Here is a 22,360-nt window from a genome sequence, read left to right on the forward strand (position 1 = left end):
CTTAACCGTATTTTTTTATTGGTTTTTCTCTAATAACGCTGTTGAAATTAGCTGAATTTCGTTTATTGTGATCTTAATCACTGGGTAGACTTACCCTGTATATTTATTGAGATGAATTATGTTAAAGACAGACGAACTACGGACTAAGGCTTTAGACAGTCTGGTGACACCAGAAACCTTAGCAAAAGAGTTCCCCATTTCTGATGAGATAATCCAAAATATCACATCAGCACGTAAACGAATTGAAGCTATCCTCACTGGTGAAGACAAGCGGCTTTTAGTGATTGTGGGTCCTTGTTCTATTCATGACCCCAAAGCAGCCAAAGAATACGCCACGAAACTTAACCAACAAAAAGAACGCTATCATGACCGCTTAGAAATTGTCATGAGAACCTACTTTGAAAAACCACGTACGGTTATTGGTTGGAAAGGCTTAATCTCTGATCCTTATCTTGATAATTCTTGCAATGTAAATGAAGGTATCCGCCTTGCAAGAAAATTATTAATTGAGATAAATACATTAGGTTTACCAACTGCAACCGAGTTTCTTGATATGGTAACTGGTCAGTATATTGCTGACTTAATTAGTTGGGGTGCTATCGGCGCAAGAACTACAGAGAGTCAGGTTCATCGTGAAATGGCATCTGCACTTTCTTGTCCTGTGGGCTTTAAAAACGGTACGGATGGTAATACTCGTATTGCTATTGATGCAATTCGTGCCTCTCGCGTAGGTCACACTTTCTTATCACCTGACAAAAATGGCCGTATGACAATTTACCAAACTAGCGGTAACCCTTATGGGCACATTATTATGCGAGGTGGTAAAAAACCAAATTATCATGCAAGCGATATTGCAGATGCTATTGATGCACTAAAACAAGTGGATTTACCTGAGCATCTTATTATCGACTTTAGTCATGGCAATTGTGAAAAGATCCATCGCCGTCAATTAGAAGTGGCTCGCAATGTCAGTCAACAAATTAAAGATGGCTCGCAAGCAATTGTTGGTGTGATGGCTGAAAGTTTTTTACAGGAAGGCTCGCAAAAAGTCTTGCCAGAAAAACCTCTTGTTTATGGACAATCTATTACTGACCCATGCTTAAGTTGGAATGATACCGAGCAATTGCTTGAATTATTAGCACAAGCCGTTGAAAGTCGATTTTAATAAACTTACTTCTTAAGGGGATAATCCTATCCCCTATTATTTTTCTTCTATATTCATTCTGTATTGTTCTTATTTTTCAGTAAAAAGATAAACCTCTTTTATTCCTTTGTTTTAAATTTCATCACATACCGCTTTATCACTCACAATATGACTTAAATTTACCTGTTTACGTTAAAAAAAGCTTGTCTAAATACATTTGTTAACGATAATGATTATCATAATGATAACGCTTATTACTCTTAGTGTATTATGAATAAAAAAGCCAATAATTTGGATAGTTCATTAGTTAAACAGGACTCTCATTCTTCAATAATTCAATCTATTAATAGTATTGAATTATTGGGCAAAGATGGCGTGGTTTACATTCAACATAACGGAGAGTTGTATCAACTACGTCAAACCAAAGCAGGAAAACTGATCCTGACTAAATAATCATTTTTGACAATAACTCGCAAGCCACCTATCGATTCAGCTAGGCAGCCAGCTAAATAACTCCATATACAAGGACTTTCTATGGATATTTATGGTATGTGTATGCTGAAAAAACATTTCAAATATTCAGGTATAGCAACAGCACTTTGTCTGTTGTATTCCCCTATTGCCTCTGCACACGCTGAAAACACACAAACGGACTCTCTTACTGTTATTGGTCATAAATATCATGAAATTGAGCATAACTTTCAATCTACAATTGAAACCTCAACCCCCCAGGCAAAAACAGCTTCAACAACCGGTGAGATGTTAAAAGAAGTCGCGGGTATCACTCTTTCAGGAACGGGAGTGACTAATGGTGCCAACATTCTAATGCGAGGATATGATCAAAAAGGCGTCAAAATTCTCGTTGATGGCATTCATCAACCACTCGAAAATACGATGAATAACTTAGGAGGGGTATTTCTTGATCCTTCTTTAATCAAAAGTATTAATGTCAAACACGGTTCTGCCTCAACTGTTCATGGCGAAGGCGCTATGGGAGGTGTTGTTGCTTTTAATACTCTCGATCCTCAATCAATATTGGCAAAGAATAAAAACTTAGGAGCTAAATTATTCAGCTCTTATTCTTCTGCTGATCGCCATTTTTCTTATGGCGGAATAATTGCGGGCCAACATAAATTATTTTCTGGTTTAATCTCTTACACTCAACGTCAGCGTGGTCCTATCTTATTGGCTGATGGGCAGAAAATGGATAACAATGAATCCATTAATAACTACTTTGCTAAAATCTATCTCTATCCCACAAATAACCAAACCTTTATTTTCTCAGCTCGCCATTATGATAATTCAGGTGAACAACGAGAAGTATTACATCGTATGGGTGGATATGGTAAAAATAAAAGTAACCAAGTATATCGGGATACTCAGCAAAAAAATTATTCTCTAACTCATCACTATGCCCCTGAAAGTAATTCTTGGATTGATTTAACAACTCATCTTTATTACTCACAGTTTAATATTGAGCAAACTTTCTTAACCGATGTAAAACTTACAGAAAGTGAACTTAAAAAAAATTTAAAAGGTAATATCGGTGCTTTCGAAGCTCGAACACAATCAACTTATGGTGGAAAATTAGAAAATTACACTAATATTACTCCTCATAATAATCTTAATTTATCTGTCATTCTGGGCACTGAAGCTTACCGACAGAAAATGACATCCAACGAAAAAGCAAAAAACTTCCCATTGGCAAAAATGGATTATGCCGCAGCATGGTTACAAAGCACACTATCGACACCGCTATTCCCTTTATCCTTAACAGCCGGTGTTCGCTATCACTATTATGAAAGCTCTCCAAATAAAAAGATTGATAGTTTCATTTACAATCATGCAGCTAGCGTTAGAAGTGTAGATGAAAATAAACTCATGCATAAAGCAAGTTATCGTGGTACCACTGAAAATGTAAAATTAACATTTTCTGCAACACCGTGGTTACAGCTTTACACGTCATACTCAACTGCATTTAGGGCACCTACATTAAGTGAGATGTTTAATGATTCACTTCATTTTAGTAAAGGTCGATTTTTAACATCTTATTGGATACCTAATCCTTACTTAAACCCAGAAAGAAACAGAACTTGGGAATATGGTGGAAAATTCTCATTCCAACAATTGCTATCCGAAAATGATGCACTAGAAATTAAAGTGGCTTATTTCGATACATTGTCAAAAGACTATATTTCCTATGCTCATTGGATGGGAACAATTCTTGGCAAGATGAGCCTAAAAGCCTATAACATTGCGAATGTTTATATTGAAGGTGCCGATATTGCTTTACGTTATACCCACACTTGGCTCTCTGCTGGGTTAAGTTATAACCATACAAACACATTCCAACTTACAGATAGTGAAACCATCTCCCCCGTAAGACCAGAAATTCTTACTGCCTTTATACAAGTTCCTATCGCCAAAACACCTTTCTCATTAGGTTGGTCAGGACAATTTGCCAGTGCTACTGATTCTAAAAGTAGCTACAAGGGCATGATTGCTCCACAAAATAGGGGAAAAGAAGTCACTCGATTACAAGAAGTTGTTCAACAATTTCCTGGATATGCTGTCCACGATTTTTCACTCAGCTATCAATCTAAGAAAAATAAAGATCTACAAGCAACACTTATGTTGGCAAATGCCTTTAATTATGAGTATTTCTCAACTCAAGGTGTGCCTCAAGAAGGCAGAAATATCAAAATGTCCGTCAGTTATCGCTGGTAGATGAGGAGCAATGATTTACATAACAAAGGGCTGTTTAAACAGCCCATTAAAATAATGGAGATCCATCTGCATGTCTCAGTCATTCCTATTAATTAAATTTAGTTTACTTGCTGTTGCTGTTTCTTCTGCTTGTGTATCAGCACAAGAAAAAACACACACTAGCGAGGAGAAAAAAACAGAAGTACTTACCGTTTATGCGACTGGTAATGAGCGTGATAGCTTTACGTTACCCATGATGTCAACCGTTATTAAAAATAACAATGCGTTGTCAGAAACCGCGGGTAGTGCATCTGAACTACTTCGTCATGTGCCCGGAATTTCTATTTCAGGCACAGGTCGTACTAATGGTGAAACCATCAGTATGCGTGGATACAGTAAAAATGGAATATTGACACTTGTAGATGGTGTACGTCAAGGAACTGACACTGGCCATATTGATAGTATTTTTGTTGACCCTCTTCTTATAAAGCAAGTTGAAGTGGTTAGGGGTCCTTCTGCATTATTGTATGGTAGTGGAGCACTTGGCGGTGTTATTGCTTACGATACAGTTGATGCGAGCGATCTACTTTCAAAAAATGAACAAGGCGGTGTACGTGTCACTGGTCTTGGTAATACCGCACAACATAGCCAAGGTTTAGGAGTTACCGCTTTTGGTAAACACGAGAAGCTTGATGGTCTTGTTGCATTATCAGCACGTGATAAAGGTGATATACGTTATGGTGGGGGTTATCGTGCACAAAATGATGAAACCATTATTAACCTACTCTCCAAAGGGCGTTGGTTTATTGATGATAGCAATACTTTAAGTGGTCAATTCCGCTATTACCATAATAATGCTCATCAACCTAAAAACCCTCAAATTGCTGGAAATTCCACACTGACAAATGTGGAAACTGACCGAACAACAACACAAAAAGATGCACAGTTAACCTATCAATACAATCCTTCAGATTTACAATGGATTAATCTAAAAACACAAGCCTATTACAGTGAAGTTGATATCAACGCTAAAACAGTACAAAAAGGATTTGAAGGTCGAGAACAAAAGACGTATGGCGTAAAACTAGAAAACCGCTCACAACTCGCCATGCAGAGTTTCGCATCACATGGTTTTACTTATGGTGGTGAAGTATATAAACAGAAACAATCACCAAGTCAAAATACAGAAAGCTTCCCACAAGCAGATATTCGTTTTATGTCAGGTTGGATTCAAGATGAAGTCACTTTACATGATTTGCCTGTCTCCTTAATTTTAGGAACCCGTTTTGATAAATATAAAAGCCAAAACGATCGTTATGATGATATTACCGCTGATAAATGGTCATCCAAAGGAGCCATCAGCATCACACCTACCGATTGGTCAATGCTTTATACCTCTTATTCACAAGCGTTTAGGGCACCTTCTTTAGGCGAAATGTACAATGATGCTAAGCATTTTGATGCCCCGTTCCCAGGAGCACCAACAAACTATTGGCGTCCTAACCCTAATTTAAAGCCTGAAACCAATTCAACCACTGAATATGGATTTGGTTTTCAATTCGATGACTTATTATCTAATAATGATAATCTGAAAATTAAAGCTGCCCATTTCAATACTCGCGCAAAAGATTATATTGATGCAGATGTCGCTATTTTTCAGGGATATACACAATCAACAAATATTCCAAGAGCAACTATTTGGGGGTGGGATGTTTCTATGAGCTACCAATCTAAATTCTTTAATTGGGACTTAGCGTATAACCACACCAAAGGAAAAGATAATGCTACAAATGCCTCAATTACTTCGATTGAACCTGATACTTTGACCAGTCGCTTTGATGTTCCAGTTCCAAGCACAGACTTTTCAGTAGGTTGGGTCGGTCAATTTACGAAAAAAACAGATTTTACCAAACATAATCGCTTTAATCGCCCAGTTAATAATCAACAAGCAGGTTATGGCGTCAATGATTTTTACCTTCGCTATGAAGGAAGTGCTTCATTAAAAGGATTAACAACCTCATTTGTACTGGGTAACGCATTTGATAAAACTTATTATTCTTCTGCCGGTATTCCTCAAGAAGGTCGTAATGCAAAAGTGCTTGTGAGTTACCAGTGGTAATAAACAATAAAATCAACAATATAATAGGAGTTTCTGTGAATAAACCTCTTTATGAGAGCTACCTGCAAGCTAAAGCGGATAAAAAAGCACCTTATGCCCGTGATCTGGCTACATACTTAAATGTAAGTGAAGCCGAATTAACCCATGCACGCATAGGACATGATGCAAAACGCTTACGTAACGATGTGCAAGAATTATTAAAAGCCTTAAGTAAAGTAGGTGAAGTCAAAGCCATTACTCGTAACGATATCGCCGTTCACGAACAACTTGGTGAATACACTAATGCTCGCTTTAACGATCACGCAGGTTTGATTTTAAATCCTCGTGCAATGGATTTACGCTTTTTCTTCGCTTATTGGTCTAGCATTTTTGCACTCGCTGAAGAAACCTCAAAAGGAACTCGCTATAGCATTCAGTTTTTTGATATGCATGGCGATGCATTACATAAAGTCTATGCAACTGACAATACCAATATGGATGAATGGAATGCGCTAATCCAATCATTCTTATCGGAAGAAAATCCAGCTCTCGACATTACCCCTATCGAACCTTATTCAAGCACACCGGTTAGTCATGAATTGGCAGAGCAACTTGAACAACAATGGCGTTCAATGACCGATGTTCACCAATTTTTCAAACTACTAAAAGAAAATAATTTGAGTCGTCAACAAGCCTTTAAAGCTGTTGCCGATGACCTTGCTTATCAAGTCGATAACAGTGCACTGAAAACCTTATTAACCCTCGCTAAAGAAGCACAAAATGAGATCATGATTTTTGTCGGAAGCCGTGGTTGTGTGCAAATCTTTACGGGGCAGATTGACCGTTTAGTTCCTCATCAATTTGAGAATAGCGATCAAGTCTGGATTAACGTTTTCAATCCCGCATTTACACTTCATTTAATTGAAAGCGAAATCGCTGAAAGCTGGATCACTCGCAAACCAACTCAGGATGGTTTTGTCACCAGTCTTGAAATCTTTGATAGCAAAGGCCAACAGATTGCCCAGCTTTATGGACAACGAACTGAAGGCACTGCTGAGCAACAACAATGGCGCGAGCAAGTTAATACTCTTGCTAAAATAGCCTAATCGGAGAATGAGTTAATGAAAAAATGGCTTCTTTTGATCCTGTGTAGCTTAATGTCGTTTGCCAACTCCGCCAATGAACGTATTGTCACTATTGGTGGTGATATCACAGAGATCGTTTTCGCATTAGGTTCAGGTGAACAAATTATTGCAAGAGACAGCACTAGTTTAGTCCCTGAACAAGTGAAAGCACTCCCTGATGTGGGTTATATGCGAATGCTAAACCCCGAAGGTATCTTATCGGTCAAACCAACATTAATTATAACCAGCGAACTCGCTCGCCCTTCTTTAGCACTACGCCGAATAAAAGAGGCAGGAGTCACTGTTAAAACGATTACAGGTACACATTCATTAGAAGCCATTAATGAAAAAATAGACACCATTGCCACCATTTTAAATAAACAAAAAGAAGGTGAGCAGCTAAAAGAAAAACTCACCCTATCTATTAGCCAAATACCCACAACTCCTATAGATAAAAAAGTCATTTATATCATGAGTCATGGTGGTGTTGTTCCTATGGCCGCTGGTCAAAATACTGCAGCAGATACCATTATTTCACTAGTTGGAGGTAAGAATGCAATGCAAGGCTTTACGAGTTATCGCCCTCTTTCTCAAGAAGGTGTCATTGCAAGCCAACCTGATATTTTGCTGGTGACTAAAGAAGGTATTAAAGGCATTGGCGGTATTGAAAAACTTTGGAATTTACCCGGTATAAAGTACACACCTGCAGGTAAAAATAAACATTATGTCGTCGTCGATGATATGGGTTTGTTAGGTTTTACGCTTTCAACACCTGATGTCATGCATCAAATTCGTCAAGCATTGGAGCAATAATGTCTCGTTTTCGTTCACCGTGGATGAGTATTTTAGTTTTACTCTGTTTGCTCACCATTGTTACATTAATCTCTGTGAATAGCGGTGCATTGGCACTCTCATTTCATACATTATGGAATAGCTCTTTTGATGATATGGAATGGCAAATTTGGCTTGATATACGCTTGCCTCGTGTGCTTTTGGCTATTCTTGTCGGTGGGGCATTAGCGATATCAGGTGCGATCATGCAGGGATTATTTAGAAACTCATTAGCTGACCCAGGGTTACTTGGCATAAGTAGCGGTGCAGCACTAATGGTTGCTATCGTGATTATATTACCCTTCTCTTTTTCACCTGTATTCGCATTTTACAGTCATATCATTGCCGCCTTTGTTGGCGGCTTAATTGTGGCAATGATCATCTTCTCATTACATCAATTGAGTGATGGTAATTTAGCAAGGTTATTACTTGCAGGGATCGCTATCAATGCACTTTGTATGTCCTTTATTGGTGTCTTAAGCTATATCAGTACAGATCAACAATTACGTCAATTTTCACTGTGGATGATGGGGTCATTAAGCCAAATTGACTGGAAAACCTTATCAATTGCAACCCTTGTGATCATCCCTGTCAGCCTTTTAGCTTGTTGGCAAAGCCATAAATTAAATCTATTACAACTTGGTGACGAAGAAGCGCACTATTTAGGATTAAACGTAAGACGAACCAAATTTATTTTATTACTACTTAGTGCCATTTTAATTGGTTGTGCTGTTGCTCTCAGTGGTGTCATTGGATTTATTGGCCTTGTGGTTCCACATCTTATTCGCATGCGCATTGGTAGTAATCACGTATGGTTATTACCTGCTACCATTTTAGGTGGTGCAACACTGTTGCTCGCCGCTGATACATTATCAAGAACACTGGTATCTCCTGCAGAAATCCCTGTGGGGCTCATTACAGGATTAATTGGTGGCCCTTATTTCCTTTGGCTTATATTACGACAACCCGCGGGAAGGATGTCATGATTCAAAAACAAAACACTTCGTTGCTCTATGGAAATAATTTGACGTATCAAATTGGTGAAAAAAACATTATTGATGATGTGTCTCTTTCACTTAATGCCGGAGAGTTAGTCACTATAATTGGACCTAATGGTGCAGGAAAATCATCATTACTACGTTTATTGACTGGTTATACGACACCAACACAAGGTGAGTGCTATTTTAAACAAAAGACTTATTCGCAATGGAATAGCCAACAATTAGCACAAAACCGGGCTGTTATGCGCCAAAATAGCCAACTCTCATTTTCTTTTTCTGTAGAAGAAGTGGTTGCAATGGGAAGAAGCCCTCATGGGCAACAACATAAAAAAATAGCTATCGAAACGGCTCTACTACAAACAGATTGCTTAAAGTTTAAAGATAGAGACTATCGTCAATTATCAGGTGGCGAACAACAAAGAGTGCAACTTGCCAGAGTATTAGCTCAATTATGGCATCCAACACCACAAGAAGCGGTGTTATTCCTCGATGAGCCGACTTCAGCACTTGACCTTTACCATCAGCAACACAGCTTGCGCTTACTAAAGCAATTAGCAAAAACACAACATCTTATGGTTTGTTGCGTTCTACACGACCTTAATTTAGCCTCACTTTATGCTGATAGAATTTTATTATTACATCAAGGGAAATTAGTTTGTGAAGGTACCCCACACAATGTCCTTACAACAGAAAATATCCAAAAATGGTATGGCGCAGATGTGAGTGTTGATACCCATCCAGAGCATTCGTATCCACAAGTTTTTCTCCGCCCATAAGTTACCTTAGTTTTACTCAGTTACCTTCTAACATATGTTTTCTAGATTGTGACTGAGTTAATTTATTTTTATATGCTTATTTATTTCAAATAAAATGCACTAAGTAACACCACCCCAATTGATTAATAAATCTTATTTTTAAACTTCCCTATTTGGTCAAATAAATTGACTTTAAAATACACCTTAATCATTGATTGGCTTATAAATCACACGGAAAAATATAACAATCTTAAAAATAAACGGTATAACAGAATGACGAAAGAAAAAATAAATCAATAAATTCAACAAAATAAAATGCATCCAAAGCAATTTTTTTAATCAAAAATTTCCATTAAGCTCTACCTTACTTGAGATATATAGCTTTCACCTATTAATTTGATAATGATTATCAATAACGAAAAGCACTTTTTGCCTACCAGTTATTTTCCCCATGCTTAAAATAGGTTATAAATAACATACGTTACTATTCTATTTACTTGGGCACTGTGTCCCCACCATTTTTGTGGGAGGTTTTATGGCTGAAAATGTCGTTAATGATATTCTAAAATGGTTAGAAACCCAGTTACAACGTAACGAAGGTATAAAAATCGATACTATTGCGAACAAAAGTGGTTATTCAAAATGGCACTTACAACGCATATTTAAAGATTTTAAAGGCTGCACATTAGGCGAATATGTCCGCAAACGTCGCTTATTAGAAGCGGCTAAATCATTACAAGAAAAAGATATGTCTATTTTAGACATCGCTTTAATGTATGGCTTTAGCTCTCAAGCAACATTTACTCGTATTTTTAAAAAACATTTTAATACTACACCTGCTAAGTTTAGAGAAAATGGCACTATGCCAGATACACATTGCTTTATGTCATGTGAAACTCACTGATTAATTTAGCATTTATAAGATGTCATAAAAAAACCAGCTATCATCGAGCTGGTTTTTTTGTGTTCTACTATATTTTTTGAACAAAAAATTAAGCAATTGCTGTCACTAACCACTCTTGAAGCTCTTTAAGCTCCATTTTATTGCTGGGATAACATGTTATCAGTTGTTCTATCAACACATTTAAAGATGCTGGTGTATAACGTTGTCCAACAAGCATATTTGACAGAGCTTCTAACGGTGCAGGATCTAAACTGTCAGTATAGATTTGACTTCTGACTACATTACCACGCTCAATATCAAAATGTAGTTCAACCCCACCCCATTTAAAACGATTATCTAACAAATGAGAAAATGCAGGAGCTTGTCCAAAATTCCATTCCCAACTACTTTGCTTAGCGAATGTCTCTTCAAAACCAGGTAAGTCAGGTAATTTTTGCGGGGAAATAATCTCTGCATCTACTCGTTCACCATAGTATTCAAAAAAGCTTTCGGTAATAGTTTCACAAAGTTTTTCGTGAGTAATATCAGTTTTCAGTTCGACTAAATTAGTCACTCGAGAACGTACAGAAGTGATCCCTTTAGCTTGAAGTTTTTTCGGATCTGGATTGAGGTAATTGGCTAATCTAGATAAATTAGCATTTATTAATAATGTGCCATGATGGAAACCACGATCTTTTGTCTCTTTATAAGCCGAGCCTGAAATTTTTCTTTCACCCTCTTCTTGCGGTACAACTAAATCATTACGCCCTGATGCTGTAGCTTGTATACCTGCCTTTGATAAGCCATCAAGTATAATTTGAGTTGAGATCGTTTTATTATATTCTGGTTTTCCCGCCATAAAGGTAAAACAGGTATTACCGAGATCGTGGAAAACAGCACCACCACCACTTGAACGCCGTGCTAATTTCACGCCATCTTCATCCATTTTTCGCGTATTACACTCTTTCCACGGATTTTGGGCTCGTCCAATAACTACCGTATTATCATTACGCCACAGAAAAAGTACACGCTGATCCGCTGGCATTTGTCTAAAAATACACTCTTCAACAGCAAGGTTAAACCAAGGATCATAAGATTCGGAAATTAACAGTCGCAACTTACCTGACATGAGGAATACCTATATGAAGAAAATAAGGTATAAGATAGCATAACTCTCAATATATTAGGGTCTTAAATGGCACTAAATTACAATCGGCGAGCTTGCCAGAATGTTTTTTTCCAATAGACATTATCAAGAGAGGAGCGAGTAACTCCTTTACTAGTTGATGCGTGAATAAATGTGTTGTCAGTGTCATAAATACCAACATGAAGCCCATTTTCACCACCACCAGTTTTGAAAAATACTAAATCCCCTGGCATTAAGTCACTTTTACTGATTTGTGTTCCATATTTGGTTTGATCGATAGTCATCCGAGGTAATTTAATATCAAAACGATCGCTGTACGTTTTATAGACAAACCCTGAACAATCAATACCTGAAGATGTCATTCCGCCATAACTATAAGGTGTACCATACCACTGCTCAAGTTGTGATTTAAGCTGCACTATCACCATAATAGGATCGGAAAGTTGCGTTTTTAAAGGAGGCGCTGGTGGAATGCGCTTTGACGGACTAGATGAACATCCAGCCAACAGGATAATACAGAGTAAGAAAGGATAGAAAACGGACTTTCTCATTGCATCCACCATTATTATTATGTGAGATTTTAAAATCTATCTGCTTTTTTAAGCAAAAACAAGTTATTGAAGGTGAATGAATCAAGATTAATAGAATAAATCGCACAATAACCAACAAGGTACAGAAAATAAAACCCAAACTTTGAATTTAGTGTGATATTGACTCTTTGGGTTTCTGGCTAATCAGCCAAACGCCTATCATAATAAAAATAACGCCCGCTGTTTTTGTCCATGAAGGGTTTTCTTGAAACCAAGGTAATATCACTGCAAGGATATAAACAAAAACATAGCTCAAACTAATAAGTGGATAAGCTTTATTTAAAGGGATAGTACGTAAAGTAAATAACCAACAAACCATTGACAGTACATACCCTACAAGCCCAGCAAATACGATACTTAAAGGTGTAATATTGTCCCATAGCCATGAAAAATCAAACCACCGTTTTTCTAGCTGTAAATCCGGTAGCTCAGACATACCAAACTTTAACAACAATTGAGCAGCAGTGACTAATAGTGCGCTTCCCATCGCCCATAAATAGCCTTTCATGCTTGCATACTCATCAATACAATACCAATCATAATCAATGCAATACCAATCCAATGCTTCACATTTACAGGCTCTTTATACACAAACTGCCCTATTAATGTCACCACAATAAAATTAATACTTAACATAGGATAAGCAATACTTAGAGGAAGAATTTGTAATAGTCGTAACCAAAACAGCATCCCTAAACCAAGCATCGCAATGGCAACAAAAAGCCAGAAAATCGTTTTTCTGACTTTTGTTAATGAGTCACTTTGCCAGCTAACCACCGCTTGTTTTTGACATACTTGCCCTATGCAGGTCAAAAAGCTCACAATTAGCAATAAAACAAAGGACATTAATTACGCTTCTCATACGTCAAAATAGCAACTCGATGATTTGTCACAAGTTCTTCAGGTCTTGGCAATTGAGCTAATTTTTTCGGATCTTTAAACGTAATAACGACTGATACATTACCTTCTTTTCTTGCTTGCTCTAACCATTGAGCAAAATTATCAGGTTTAATTAATTTATGCTGAGAATCAGGATACTCTCTAACACCATAAGTTAACTCACCTGTTCTTTCATAAAGATAAATATCACTACGCTGTAATTCCCACGCCAATCCAGCACCAACCCCTACACTGTTACTTACAATGTATTTGCTCGCATTGAGTGTATCAATATTTTGACGAATAAATTCTTGAGGTAACTTTCCATCAACACTACTGTTAGGTATTGCCTGCCCAATGCACAAACTCACACCTAACGAGCAAGATGCTGCCCATAGCCAATGTTTACCATTAAGTGTAGAGCAAAGATAACCAATAATACCCCATAAAGAGAATGCGACGATGGCTAAAACCCATTTAGACCACTCATAAGGCATGTATATAGGTTTTGAAGAAGCAAGTTGAATGATTAAGATAGCGACAACGGCGGCAACACCAATAAAAATGTTGATATAGCCATTAATACGCAGTGCTTTCATTCTAAATTTACGAGCACAATCTACGCCATATTTTGCCATTAGCATTGCAAGCGGCGCCATAAATGGCAACATATATGTTGGTAACTTTCCTTTCGCAATACTAAAGAATAAAAACGGAACAACAAACCAGCACAATAAGAAAAACAGTTCTGGGCGTTTACGTCTTTTCTTCCATGCCCCCATTAATGCACCAGGCAATAAACCAAGCCAAGGTATTACCCCTAACAATATAATAGGAATATAGTACCAGAATGGGGAACTATGCTGAGCATCTTCACCAGAAAAACGCTGAATATGTTCAATCCAAAAGAAATAATGCCAATAGTCAGGCTCTGCTTTTGCAATAGCTAACGCCCACGGCAAACTAATTAATGCAGCACTAAACACCGCAAGTAAGCCATAGAGCAACATTTGAGTAAATTGCTTTTGATAAAGAGTAATAGGTATCATCACAATGACAGGGATAGCTAATGCTAAAAACCCTTTAGTCATAAATGCCATACCACAAGCCAAACCTAATGTTATCCAAGCTAATATTCGTGTCTTTACCGTCGTCGCTTTCAGTGCCCAAAAACAGCAGACCATACTCGCGGTAACCCAAAGTGCTAACATAGGATCTAACACACTGTAAGTGCCTACGCTAAACACTAAAAACATGGATAAATAAATTAAGCTAGAAACAAAAGCGACTTGGCGGTTACGCCACATCATTCTTGCCAGTAAATAAACAAGTAATGTGCTTAATAGAATAGAAATAACTGAACCAAAACGCACAGCAAAATTTGTGTGGCCAAATATTAATTGGCTAACATTATTGATCCAATAACCTGCAACGGGTTTTTCGAAATAGCGAATATCGAGCATATGAGGAACAATCCAGTTCCCGCTCACCACCATTTCGCGGCTAATTTCCGCATAACGGGTTTCATCTGGTTGCCATAATAACCGGCTGTTCAATGGAAATAAGTAGGTAAGAACAAAAAAAAGAGCCAAGAGGATGGCCCCGATTTTACTCGCCCGGTTATTCAACATAGTTTCGTTAGACCTCTTGTTGGCACCCTAACCAGCCTTCTCGACCTGGAAAGTCAGATCGAACAACTTTACCCATCGGAAGCGTTTCTTTATCTTGTGGTAATAAATCGCTTAACGGACAGAATTCGATGCCTTCATTTGCAATCATTGCCAGTAACTGCTCAAACTGAGCTGCTTTTGACATTCCTTCAACTTCGGTATGGATAGTATAAACAGGTATTCCACTGTCTTTTTTGATTTCATCAATAATAAATTGATTAAAATCCTCATCCTTTACCTTTGTGCCGACGACTTCATCATAAGTTGGTAATGTTACTGGAATTTGCACCGTACCGATAGAACCATTTTCTAAAATAGGTCTAAAAGGATGCGTTCCTCGACAATCGCTATTGTAATCGAATTGAAAAGTTTCTTTAACTGTTAATACGCGTTCATCAGCACGCCATCCAGCAACTGCTGAACATTTTACAGGGTTTTCAAGTGCTTTTTCCAGTGCTTCTACACCTAAACGAACTTGTTGCATTAATTCTTCTGTTGACCAACGAGCAACTTTTGCTTGCCAACCTTGGTGATCCCATGAATGTAACCCTACTTCATGCCCAGCATTTTGGGTTTCTTTCATCAAATAACCTAGATTCTTAGCAATTTTTTTGCCTGGCCATGCTGTTCCTGCTAATAAAATATCTAATCCATACAACGATGCAGCGTTAGATCTCAGCATTTTCCATAAAAACTTTGGTTTTAAAAGGCGCCATAAATGGCGCCCCATATTATCTGGACCTACGCTAAAGAAGAAGCTGGCATGAATGTTATGTCTGGCAAATACATCCAGTAGCTGTGGAATACCTTGCTTCGTTCCTTGATAAGTATCCACATCAACTCTCAAACCAACTTTCTTCATTATCTGATCCTATTTATCGCCTAATTCTTCAACCGCACCACGTAAGAAGAAGTCTAATGTTTCCTCTACAGTTTGACGGGTTTCAATACTTGGTTTCCAGTCCAATAAACGCTCTGCATTTTTAATGCTAGGCTTACGGTGTTCAACATCTTGATAGCCTTTACCATAGTAACTACTACTTTCGATTTTCTTGAAGCCAGCAAATGGAGGAAAATGACCACGTAACTCATGTTTTTCAAAGCAATCTAACAGCATTTCTGCTAATTCGCGAATACTTGCTTCGTTAGTTGGGTTACCAATATTGATAATTTGACCATCACATTTGTTATCACGATTTTCAATAATACGGAATAAAGCTTCAATACCGTCATTAATATCAGTGAAACAACGTTTTTGCTCACCACCATCAACCAATTTAATTGGTGAACCTTCAACTAAATTTAGAATTAATTGTGTAATGGCTCGAGAACTACCAATACGCGCTGAATTTAAGTTATCTAAACGAGGTCCCATCCAGTTAAACGGACGGAATAATGTAAATTTAAGACCTTCTTTAGCACCATAAGCCCAAATAACTCGGTCTAATAGCTGTTTAGATACAGAGTAAATCCAACGTTGTTTATTGATAGGGCCAACAATCAGACGTGAATTATCTTCATCAAATTCTTTATCATCACACATGCCATAAACTTCTGATGTGGATGGGAAAATAATACGTTTATTATACTTAACACAATAACGTACGATTTTTAAGTTTTCTTCAAAGTCTAATTCAAAAACACGTAATGGATTACGGGTATATTCGATAGGCGTTGCAATAGCCACTAATGGCAGAATAACATCACATTTTTTAATGTGATATTCAATCCATTCTGTATGAATACTCACGTCACCTTCGATAAAGTGGAAACGTGGGTTACCAATAAAGCGTTCAATTGCTGAAGAACCGATATCCATACCATAGATATCATAGTTATCATCTTTCAATAGGCGCTCTGTTAAATGGTTACCAATAAAGCCATTCACACCTAAAATAAGAACACGTTTACGACGTTTAACCTGTGCCGTTGCTTTTGGCCCAACGCGAACATCTGTCACAATGCCCATTTCAGCCGCTAAACGGCTTCCTTGAACATAAAGGCCATTTTCACTTTGACCTGTTACCACTTCGATTGCGCCTTTCTCACATGCAATCACTAAAGGTTCTGTTGATATAACCGTACCTGGACGCTTACCTTGATTATCTGCAACAACACGAGAACGCCAGATAATCATTTTACGTTCACCTAAGAAAGTAAATGCACCTGGGTATGGTTCAGTAACGGCACGCACTAAATTGTGAACTGTTTTTGCGTCCGCATTCCAGTCGATTAAACCATCATCAGCACAACGACGACCAAAGTAAGTAGCTTGGCTTTCATCTTGTGCAGTTGTTGAATAATCACCTAATGCAATATGTGGTAATGCACTAGAGAGTAATTTATTCGCTGCTTCTCTTACTTTTTCATGTAAAATCAGAGAAGTATCATTGTCTGTGATGGTAACTTTTTCTTGAGCAACGATATCACCCGCATCAGCTTTCGCTGTCATTTTATGCAGAGTAACACCCGTTTCTGTCTCACCATTCACAATCGCCCAATTAATTGGTGCACGTCCACGGTATTTTGGTAATAAAGAACCGTGTAAATTAAATGCGCCTTTAGGTGCCAAATTCAGGATCTCATCACTTAACATGTGACGATAATAGAAAGAAAAAATGACATCAGGTTTCATTTCACGAATACGTTCAATCCATAATGGATGATTGACATTTTCAGGCGCGAATACTGTCAATCCCATTTCTGCACTCACACGAGCCACTGATGAGAAGAAATGATTTTCGTTTGGATCGTCAGTGTGGGTAAATACAGCCTGAATATCATAACCCGCTTTTTCAAGTGCTTTTAAACCAACACAGCCGATATCGTGATAGGCAAATACTATTGCTTTCATTAGTCTTTTTCCTGATCTTCGTTGGGTTTGTTAACACCAACCACTTTTTGGATAAAATACCGAGGACGCGCTCTTACATCATTATAAATTCGGCCTATATATTCACCTAATAAGCCCATTGCAACGAACTGCGCACCGATAAACATAAATAAGATTGCGAAAAGTGTGAATACACCTTCAGCGGCCCACATTGCACCGAAAATAATACGCAAAACAATTAGAAGTAATGCTAAAACAAAGCCAGAAACAGCGATCACACTGCCGACAATGCTTAATAAACGTAGTGGTGCTGTAGTAAGACAAGTTAAAAGGTCGTACATCAGATTAATTAGCTTTAAAAAACTATATTTTGAATCACCATATTCACGCTCTGCGTGTGCGACATCAATTTCAATAGTACGACGAGCAAATGTGTTCGCAAGAATAGGAATAAAGGTACTTCTTTCGTGACACTGTAACATCGCTTCAACAATATGGCGACGATATGCACGTAGCATACATCCATAATCTCCCATAGAACGACCTGTCGCCTTGGTTATCATGGAGTTAATCATTTTTGAAGCTGTTTTACGAAACCATGAATCTTGACGATTGCGACGACGGGTTCCCACAACATCATAACCTTCTTCTGCAGTTGTAACGAGTCTAGGGATCTCTTCAGGTGGGTTTTGTAAATCTGCATCTAATGTAATGATTAAATCACCATCAGCTTGATTAAAGCCAGCCATAATTGCAGAGTGTTGACCGTAGTTACGATTCAAAATAATTGCAATTACGTGATTTTCTTCAATAGCAGCGGCTTCTTCTAACATTTTGGCTGAATTATCACTACTACCATCATCAACCAAGATCAGCTCATACGCTTGTTTTAATTGCTTACAGCTTTTTATAGTACGCTCTAAAAGTTGAGGGAGGCTCTCTTCTTCGTTATAAACGGGGATTACAACCGATACTTTTTTGATTTTATCAAATGTTGACACTTAGATATGCTCCGAAAGAATTTCATTGATCGCATCTACAACGCGAATAACATCTTGATTACTCATATCAGGAAACAATGGCAGCGAGCATAACGTTGCAGAGTTCCACTCTGATTGAGGAAGTGATAAAGCGGGATAGCGCTCACGATAATATTTTTGTGTATGCGCCGCACGGAAATGAAGCCCTGTACCAATTTCCTTTTGCTTCAATTTTTCCATAAAAGTATCACGATCTATACCACAAATGCTTTTATCTACTCTCACCATAAATAGGTGATTAGCATGCAAATGAGGATACTCAGGAATACTCAACATCTCTAATGGTGAGTCTTTTAGTTTTTCACGATATAGTGCCACTAATTCAGCACGTTTCGCGTTCATTTCCTCTAAACGCCCTAATTGCACCACAGCAATAGCGGCATGAATATCAGATAAATTATATTTATAACCAGGTTCAACAACTTCAGCTTGAGGCTTACGCCCTTGAATTTGTCTATCAAAAGCATCAACACCTAAGCCATGAAATTTTAAGCAACGTACTCGATTAGCTAATTCGTCATTATCAGTAACAACCAACCCACCTTCAGCACAAGTTACGTTCTTAATAGCGTGAAAAGAGAAAATAGAGGTTCCTTTTTCACCAATCCATTCATTTTTATAGCGTGTGCCAATCGCATGTGCTGCATCTTCAATAAGAGGAATTCCCGCATCTCGTGCTACTTTTCGTAATGCATCCAGATCACAAGGCGCACCGGCATAATGAACCGGAATAATTGCCTTCGTTCTAGGGGTAATCGCCTTTTTGACATCCTCTGCACTTACCATCAAAGTATCACGGTCAACATCAATCATCACCGGCTCTGCGCCTAGTAATGTAATGATATTAATGGTTGACACCCACGTTTGTGATGGTGTGATAACTTCATCACCTGCGCCAATTCCCATAGCCATTAGAACAACATGCATACCTGCAGTGGCCGAGCAAATTGCAATAGCATGTTTGCTACCAAATTTTTCACAGAAGTCTTGCTCTAATTGATGGTTCTGAGGGCCTGTTGTGATCCAACCTGAACGTAATACATCTTCAACGGCTTTGATTTCTTCATCGCCAATCGCAGGGCGAGAGAAAGGAAGGAAATGACTCATAAAAATGTAGCCTAATTAATGAATGAATAAATACAATTATATACAAACTATTGTTCACCGACATCCGTCTTATTAAGAAAACATTAAAAAAACCTTAATAATTACTTGGAGATAATCATCTCAATAGCCATAATATTAAAAAATTTGCCAATCAATATGATCAACATCATTGATGCATTTGATATTTGTATTAAATGTAGTTGATAATAATTTTTCGTCCAATAAGAGCGCAGGTGATCCAGAATCAACCAAATATCCATTTTTTATTAGCCAAATTCTGTCTGCTTTTTGATAGGAATGATTTAAATCATGCGTACTCATAATTACTGTACCACCTTGTTGGCAAAATATATCAAGCCATTTGTCCAAAATTGCCAATTGTACGACATCTAGATTATTCGTTGGTTCATCAAGTAACATTAACTTTCCTTTTAAATCGTAACTTGACCATAACTGAATAAATGCGCCAGCGAGCCTGATACGTTGCCACTCCCCCCCAGACAAATGATGAATATTTTTTGATAATAAACCATCAATCTGAAAATCACTCAACAATACATTTAATAGCTCAACGTCCATTTCAGACACTTTGTGATATAAAGCAAGATAATGAAAAACGGGCATAAACGACAAAGCCTCTAATTGTTGTATAACAATGCTTTGCATTCTAGAAAGATCATCATATTTATAATGTCTTATTGAAGTTTCGTTTAGAATAATTCCGCCTCTAAATGAAATTTCTCCCGCTATAGCCATTAAAAGCGTACTTTTTCCTGCACCATTCGCGCCAATTAAGTGAATACGTTCACCATAATCCACAATCTCTGTAAATGTATGAAGTCGGTTATCAACATTCAAATTATCAAGCTTAAGCAACGCCATATTACAAACGTCCCATCTCTTTTGTTACTAATAACCAGATAAACACAGGGGCACCAAGTGTTGCCGTAATCACACCTATCGGAACTTCTGCACCATTTAGCATCAAGCGAGATAAAAGATCAGCAAGTAATAACAATCCACTCCCCGTGAGTGCGCACGCGGGTAACAGTGTTTTATAATGAGTTATGCCACTTAATCGTAATAAATGAGGTACAACAAGACCTATAAAACTAATAGCACCTGCTATCGCCACACTTAGCCCTATCAATAAACCGACTGCTAAGATAAATCCATTGCGCCATCGATTAACTGATACTCCTAATTGCTTTGCCCTAAACGAACCTAATGATAAATAATTCAGAGTATCTGCGTGTGAAATTAGGATCGCAATTATCGGAATAAGAGCCCAAAATAATACTTGATGACGCCAATCAATTCCCCCAAAGCTCCCCATCAACCAATACATTAATTGTCTTAAATCTAAAGCTGAACTGAAATAAACTAACCAAGTCATGACGGCACTCGCCATAACACCTAATGCTACACCTATTAATAGCAACTGGGCATTAGACAGTTTTTTTATTTGAGCAAAACACATTAATAAAATAGTAATACCTAACGCACCTAATACTGCCACACTGCTTATTAACCAAGGATTTGAACCAACGTGTAAGACAATCAGTAATACAATACACACACCAGCACCACTACTTACTCCCAATAATCCTGGCTCTGCCAACGGATTTTGAAATAAAGCCTGCATAATAGCGCCAGCAATGGCTAAGCTTGCTCCTACCATCATGACAGCAAGTATTCTTGGTAATCGAATTTGCCAAATAAATAATTTAGCTTCATCGGTTAACCACTGATGTGGAAATAAGGAAATTTCACCAAGAGAAAGGGAAAAAACAAAAAGCAGACTCAATATTGATGCCATCAAGAATAATTTTTTTCTATCGCCAATACTTTGCTTTTTTTTAAGTTCAATAAGAGGATTATCTTTACTCATTTTATTCCCTATTAACACTACCGCTTTTTTCATCGTTTTTATTTATAAAATACCTTTAATGCAACATAACATGTTCGTATTCAATGATGAAAAGCTAATTTTAAAACACCTTAATTGGGAGTGAATAATGACAGAGAGATGTGTTTATGATTACAGTATTTAACTAAATGATAAACAAGATAAACAATAAGAAACGAAGGTTATTAAAAAAACAAAAAATTCTCAATCTAAAGACAAATGTTTATTCAGATAATATCTGATAAATAAAACATCCTCTAAATTGGAGCTCCATAATAAAATTATGGATAAAAAAGCAAAAAAAACGGCCTTCAATAGAAAGCCGTTTTGGGTGTTTTTAATTTTTACTCTTTTGGTGTTGCGCTTTCAACCCGGCTTTTTAACTTTTGTCCAGGGCGGAAAGTAACAACACGGCGAGCCGTAATAGGAATGTCTTCCCCTGTTTTCGGATTACGACCTGGGCGCTGATTTTTATCACGCAGGTCAAAGTTTCCGAATCCAGACAGCTTCACCTGTTCTCCATTTTCAAGAGAACGACGCACTTCCTCAAAAAAGGCTTCTACAAGGTCTTTTGCATCGCGTTTGCTAACACCAAGTTTTTCAAACAGATTTTCTGCCATTTCAGCTTTTGTAAGCGCCATAG

General features: G+C 37.6%; 21 protein-coding genes. 9 read left to right on the forward strand and 12 right to left on the reverse strand.

All coding sequences use genetic code 11. The annotated features are described in order from the left end of the window. The first annotated feature begins 118 nt into the window (after positions 1-118). The 9 genes from ABN217_RS04220 (at position 119) to ABN217_RS04260 (ending at position 10,563) form a co-directional block, all read left to right on the forward strand. Positions 119-1,165, forward strand: a complete 1,047-nt coding sequence (locus tag ABN217_RS04220; protein ID WP_072070331.1) for a 3-deoxy-7-phosphoheptulonate synthase — start codon at positions 119-121, stop codon at positions 1,163-1,165. Between the two features lie 270 nt (positions 1,166-1,435). Continuing rightward, positions 1,436-1,597, forward strand: coding sequence for a hemin uptake protein HemP (hemP, locus tag ABN217_RS04225; protein WP_231619304.1), 162 nt, complete (start codon positions 1,436-1,438; stop codon positions 1,595-1,597). A gap of 81 nt (positions 1,598-1,678) precedes the next feature. After that, positions 1,679-3,871 carry a TonB-dependent receptor domain-containing protein gene (locus tag ABN217_RS04230; RefSeq protein WP_196553158.1) on the forward strand — a complete coding sequence of 731 codons (2,193 nt, stop codon included), beginning with the start codon at positions 1,679-1,681 and terminating at the stop codon, positions 3,869-3,871. Positions 3,872-3,941: 70 nt separating this feature from the next. After that, positions 3,942-5,969: a TonB-dependent hemoglobin/transferrin/lactoferrin family receptor gene (locus ABN217_RS04235; protein ID WP_196553159.1), complete on the forward strand. Its 2,028-nt coding sequence runs from the start codon at positions 3,942-3,944 to the stop codon at positions 5,967-5,969. A gap of 35 nt (positions 5,970-6,004) precedes the next feature. Beyond that, positions 6,005-7,054 (forward strand): hemin-degrading factor, encoded by a 1,050-nt coding sequence (locus ABN217_RS04240; protein ID WP_196553160.1) that lies wholly within the window; start codon positions 6,005-6,007, stop codon positions 7,052-7,054. Between the two features lie 15 nt (positions 7,055-7,069). Beyond that, the gene (locus tag ABN217_RS04245) at positions 7,070-7,885 is read left to right on the forward strand and encodes an ABC transporter substrate-binding protein (RefSeq protein WP_196553161.1); all 816 of its coding nucleotides are present in this window, start codon (positions 7,070-7,072) and stop codon (positions 7,883-7,885) included. Then, positions 7,885-8,889, forward strand: coding sequence for a FecCD family ABC transporter permease (locus tag ABN217_RS04250; RefSeq protein WP_196553162.1), 1,005 nt, complete (start codon positions 7,885-7,887; stop codon positions 8,887-8,889). The genes ABN217_RS04245 and ABN217_RS04250 overlap by 1 nt, the downstream gene beginning before the upstream one ends. Then, complete coding sequence (locus tag ABN217_RS04255) at positions 8,886-9,680, forward strand: heme ABC transporter ATP-binding protein (RefSeq protein WP_196553163.1); 795 nt, start codon at positions 8,886-8,888, stop codon at positions 9,678-9,680. The genes ABN217_RS04250 and ABN217_RS04255 overlap by 4 nt, the downstream gene beginning before the upstream one ends. Positions 9,681-10,194: 514 nt before the next feature. Next, complete coding sequence (locus tag ABN217_RS04260; RefSeq protein ID WP_196553164.1) at positions 10,195-10,563, forward strand: helix-turn-helix domain-containing protein; 369 nt, start codon at positions 10,195-10,197, stop codon at positions 10,561-10,563. A gap of 88 nt (positions 10,564-10,651) precedes the next feature. Here ABN217_RS04260 and lplA read toward each other — a convergent pair whose 3' ends face one another. The 12 genes from lplA to ihfA all read right to left on the reverse strand — a co-directional run bounded on the left by lplA (position 10,652) and on the right by ihfA (position 22,358). Continuing rightward, positions 10,652-11,671 (reverse strand): lipoate--protein ligase, encoded by a 1,020-nt coding sequence (gene lplA / locus ABN217_RS04265; protein ID WP_349459092.1) that lies wholly within the window; start codon positions 11,669-11,671, stop codon positions 10,652-10,654. A 77-nt stretch (positions 11,672-11,748) separates the two neighbouring features. Further along, a complete protein-coding gene (locus tag ABN217_RS04270) occupies positions 11,749-12,240 on the reverse strand; it encodes a C40 family peptidase (protein WP_036913240.1) in 492 nt (163 codons plus the stop codon). A gap of 148 nt (positions 12,241-12,388) precedes the next feature. Then, positions 12,389-12,787: a 4-amino-4-deoxy-L-arabinose-phosphoundecaprenol flippase subunit ArnF gene (gene arnF, locus ABN217_RS04275; protein ID WP_349459093.1), complete on the reverse strand. Its 399-nt coding sequence runs from the start codon at positions 12,785-12,787 to the stop codon at positions 12,389-12,391. After that, a complete protein-coding gene (arnE, locus tag ABN217_RS04280; RefSeq protein ID WP_349459094.1) occupies positions 12,784-13,125 on the reverse strand; it encodes a 4-amino-4-deoxy-L-arabinose-phosphoundecaprenol flippase subunit ArnE in 342 nt (113 codons plus the stop codon). The genes arnF and arnE overlap by 4 nt, the downstream gene beginning before the upstream one ends. Further along, a complete protein-coding gene (arnT, locus tag ABN217_RS04285; RefSeq protein WP_115349629.1) occupies positions 13,125-14,789 on the reverse strand; it encodes a lipid IV(A) 4-amino-4-deoxy-L-arabinosyltransferase in 1,665 nt (554 codons plus the stop codon). Before arnT ends, arnE begins: the two co-directional genes overlap by 1 nt. Positions 14,790-14,796: 7 nt before the next feature. Then, positions 14,797-15,690: a 4-deoxy-4-formamido-L-arabinose-phosphoundecaprenol deformylase gene (gene arnD, locus ABN217_RS04290; protein ID WP_109408669.1), complete on the reverse strand. Its 894-nt coding sequence runs from the start codon at positions 15,688-15,690 to the stop codon at positions 14,797-14,799. Positions 15,691-15,699: 9 nt separating this feature from the next. Next, complete coding sequence (arnA, locus tag ABN217_RS04295) at positions 15,700-17,682, reverse strand: bifunctional UDP-4-amino-4-deoxy-L-arabinose formyltransferase/UDP-glucuronic acid oxidase ArnA (protein WP_349459095.1); 1,983 nt, start codon at positions 17,680-17,682, stop codon at positions 15,700-15,702. Beyond that, on the reverse strand, positions 17,682-18,662 hold the full coding sequence (arnC, locus tag ABN217_RS04300; protein WP_197269263.1) for an undecaprenyl-phosphate 4-deoxy-4-formamido-L-arabinose transferase: 981 nt from the start codon (positions 18,660-18,662) through the stop codon (positions 17,682-17,684). Before arnC ends, arnA begins: the two co-directional genes overlap by 1 nt. Continuing rightward, positions 18,663-19,808: a UDP-4-amino-4-deoxy-L-arabinose aminotransferase gene (gene arnB, locus ABN217_RS04305; protein ID WP_196553170.1), complete on the reverse strand. Its 1,146-nt coding sequence runs from the start codon at positions 19,806-19,808 to the stop codon at positions 18,663-18,665. It abuts the gene before it with no gap. Between the two features lie 135 nt (positions 19,809-19,943). After that, entirely contained in the window at positions 19,944-20,690 is a 747-nt protein-coding gene (locus tag ABN217_RS04310) for a vitamin B12 ABC transporter ATP-binding protein BtuD (RefSeq protein ID WP_196553171.1), read from the reverse strand. Position 20,691: 1 nt separating this feature from the next. Beyond that, positions 20,692-21,699 (reverse strand): vitamin B12 ABC transporter permease BtuC, encoded by a 1,008-nt coding sequence (gene btuC, locus ABN217_RS04315; protein ID WP_197269265.1) that lies wholly within the window; start codon positions 21,697-21,699, stop codon positions 20,692-20,694. A 362-nt stretch (positions 21,700-22,061) separates the two neighbouring features. Beyond that, the gene (gene ihfA / locus ABN217_RS04320) at positions 22,062-22,358 is read right to left on the reverse strand and encodes an integration host factor subunit alpha (RefSeq protein WP_036937394.1); all 297 of its coding nucleotides are present in this window, start codon (positions 22,356-22,358) and stop codon (positions 22,062-22,064) included. Positions 22,359-22,360 lie beyond the last annotated feature (2 nt).

The sequence above is a fragment of the Proteus sp. fly-1067 genome (assembly GCF_040139345.1).
In the GTDB taxonomy this organism is placed as follows: domain Bacteria; phylum Pseudomonadota; class Gammaproteobacteria; order Enterobacterales; family Enterobacteriaceae; genus Proteus; species Proteus vulgaris_B.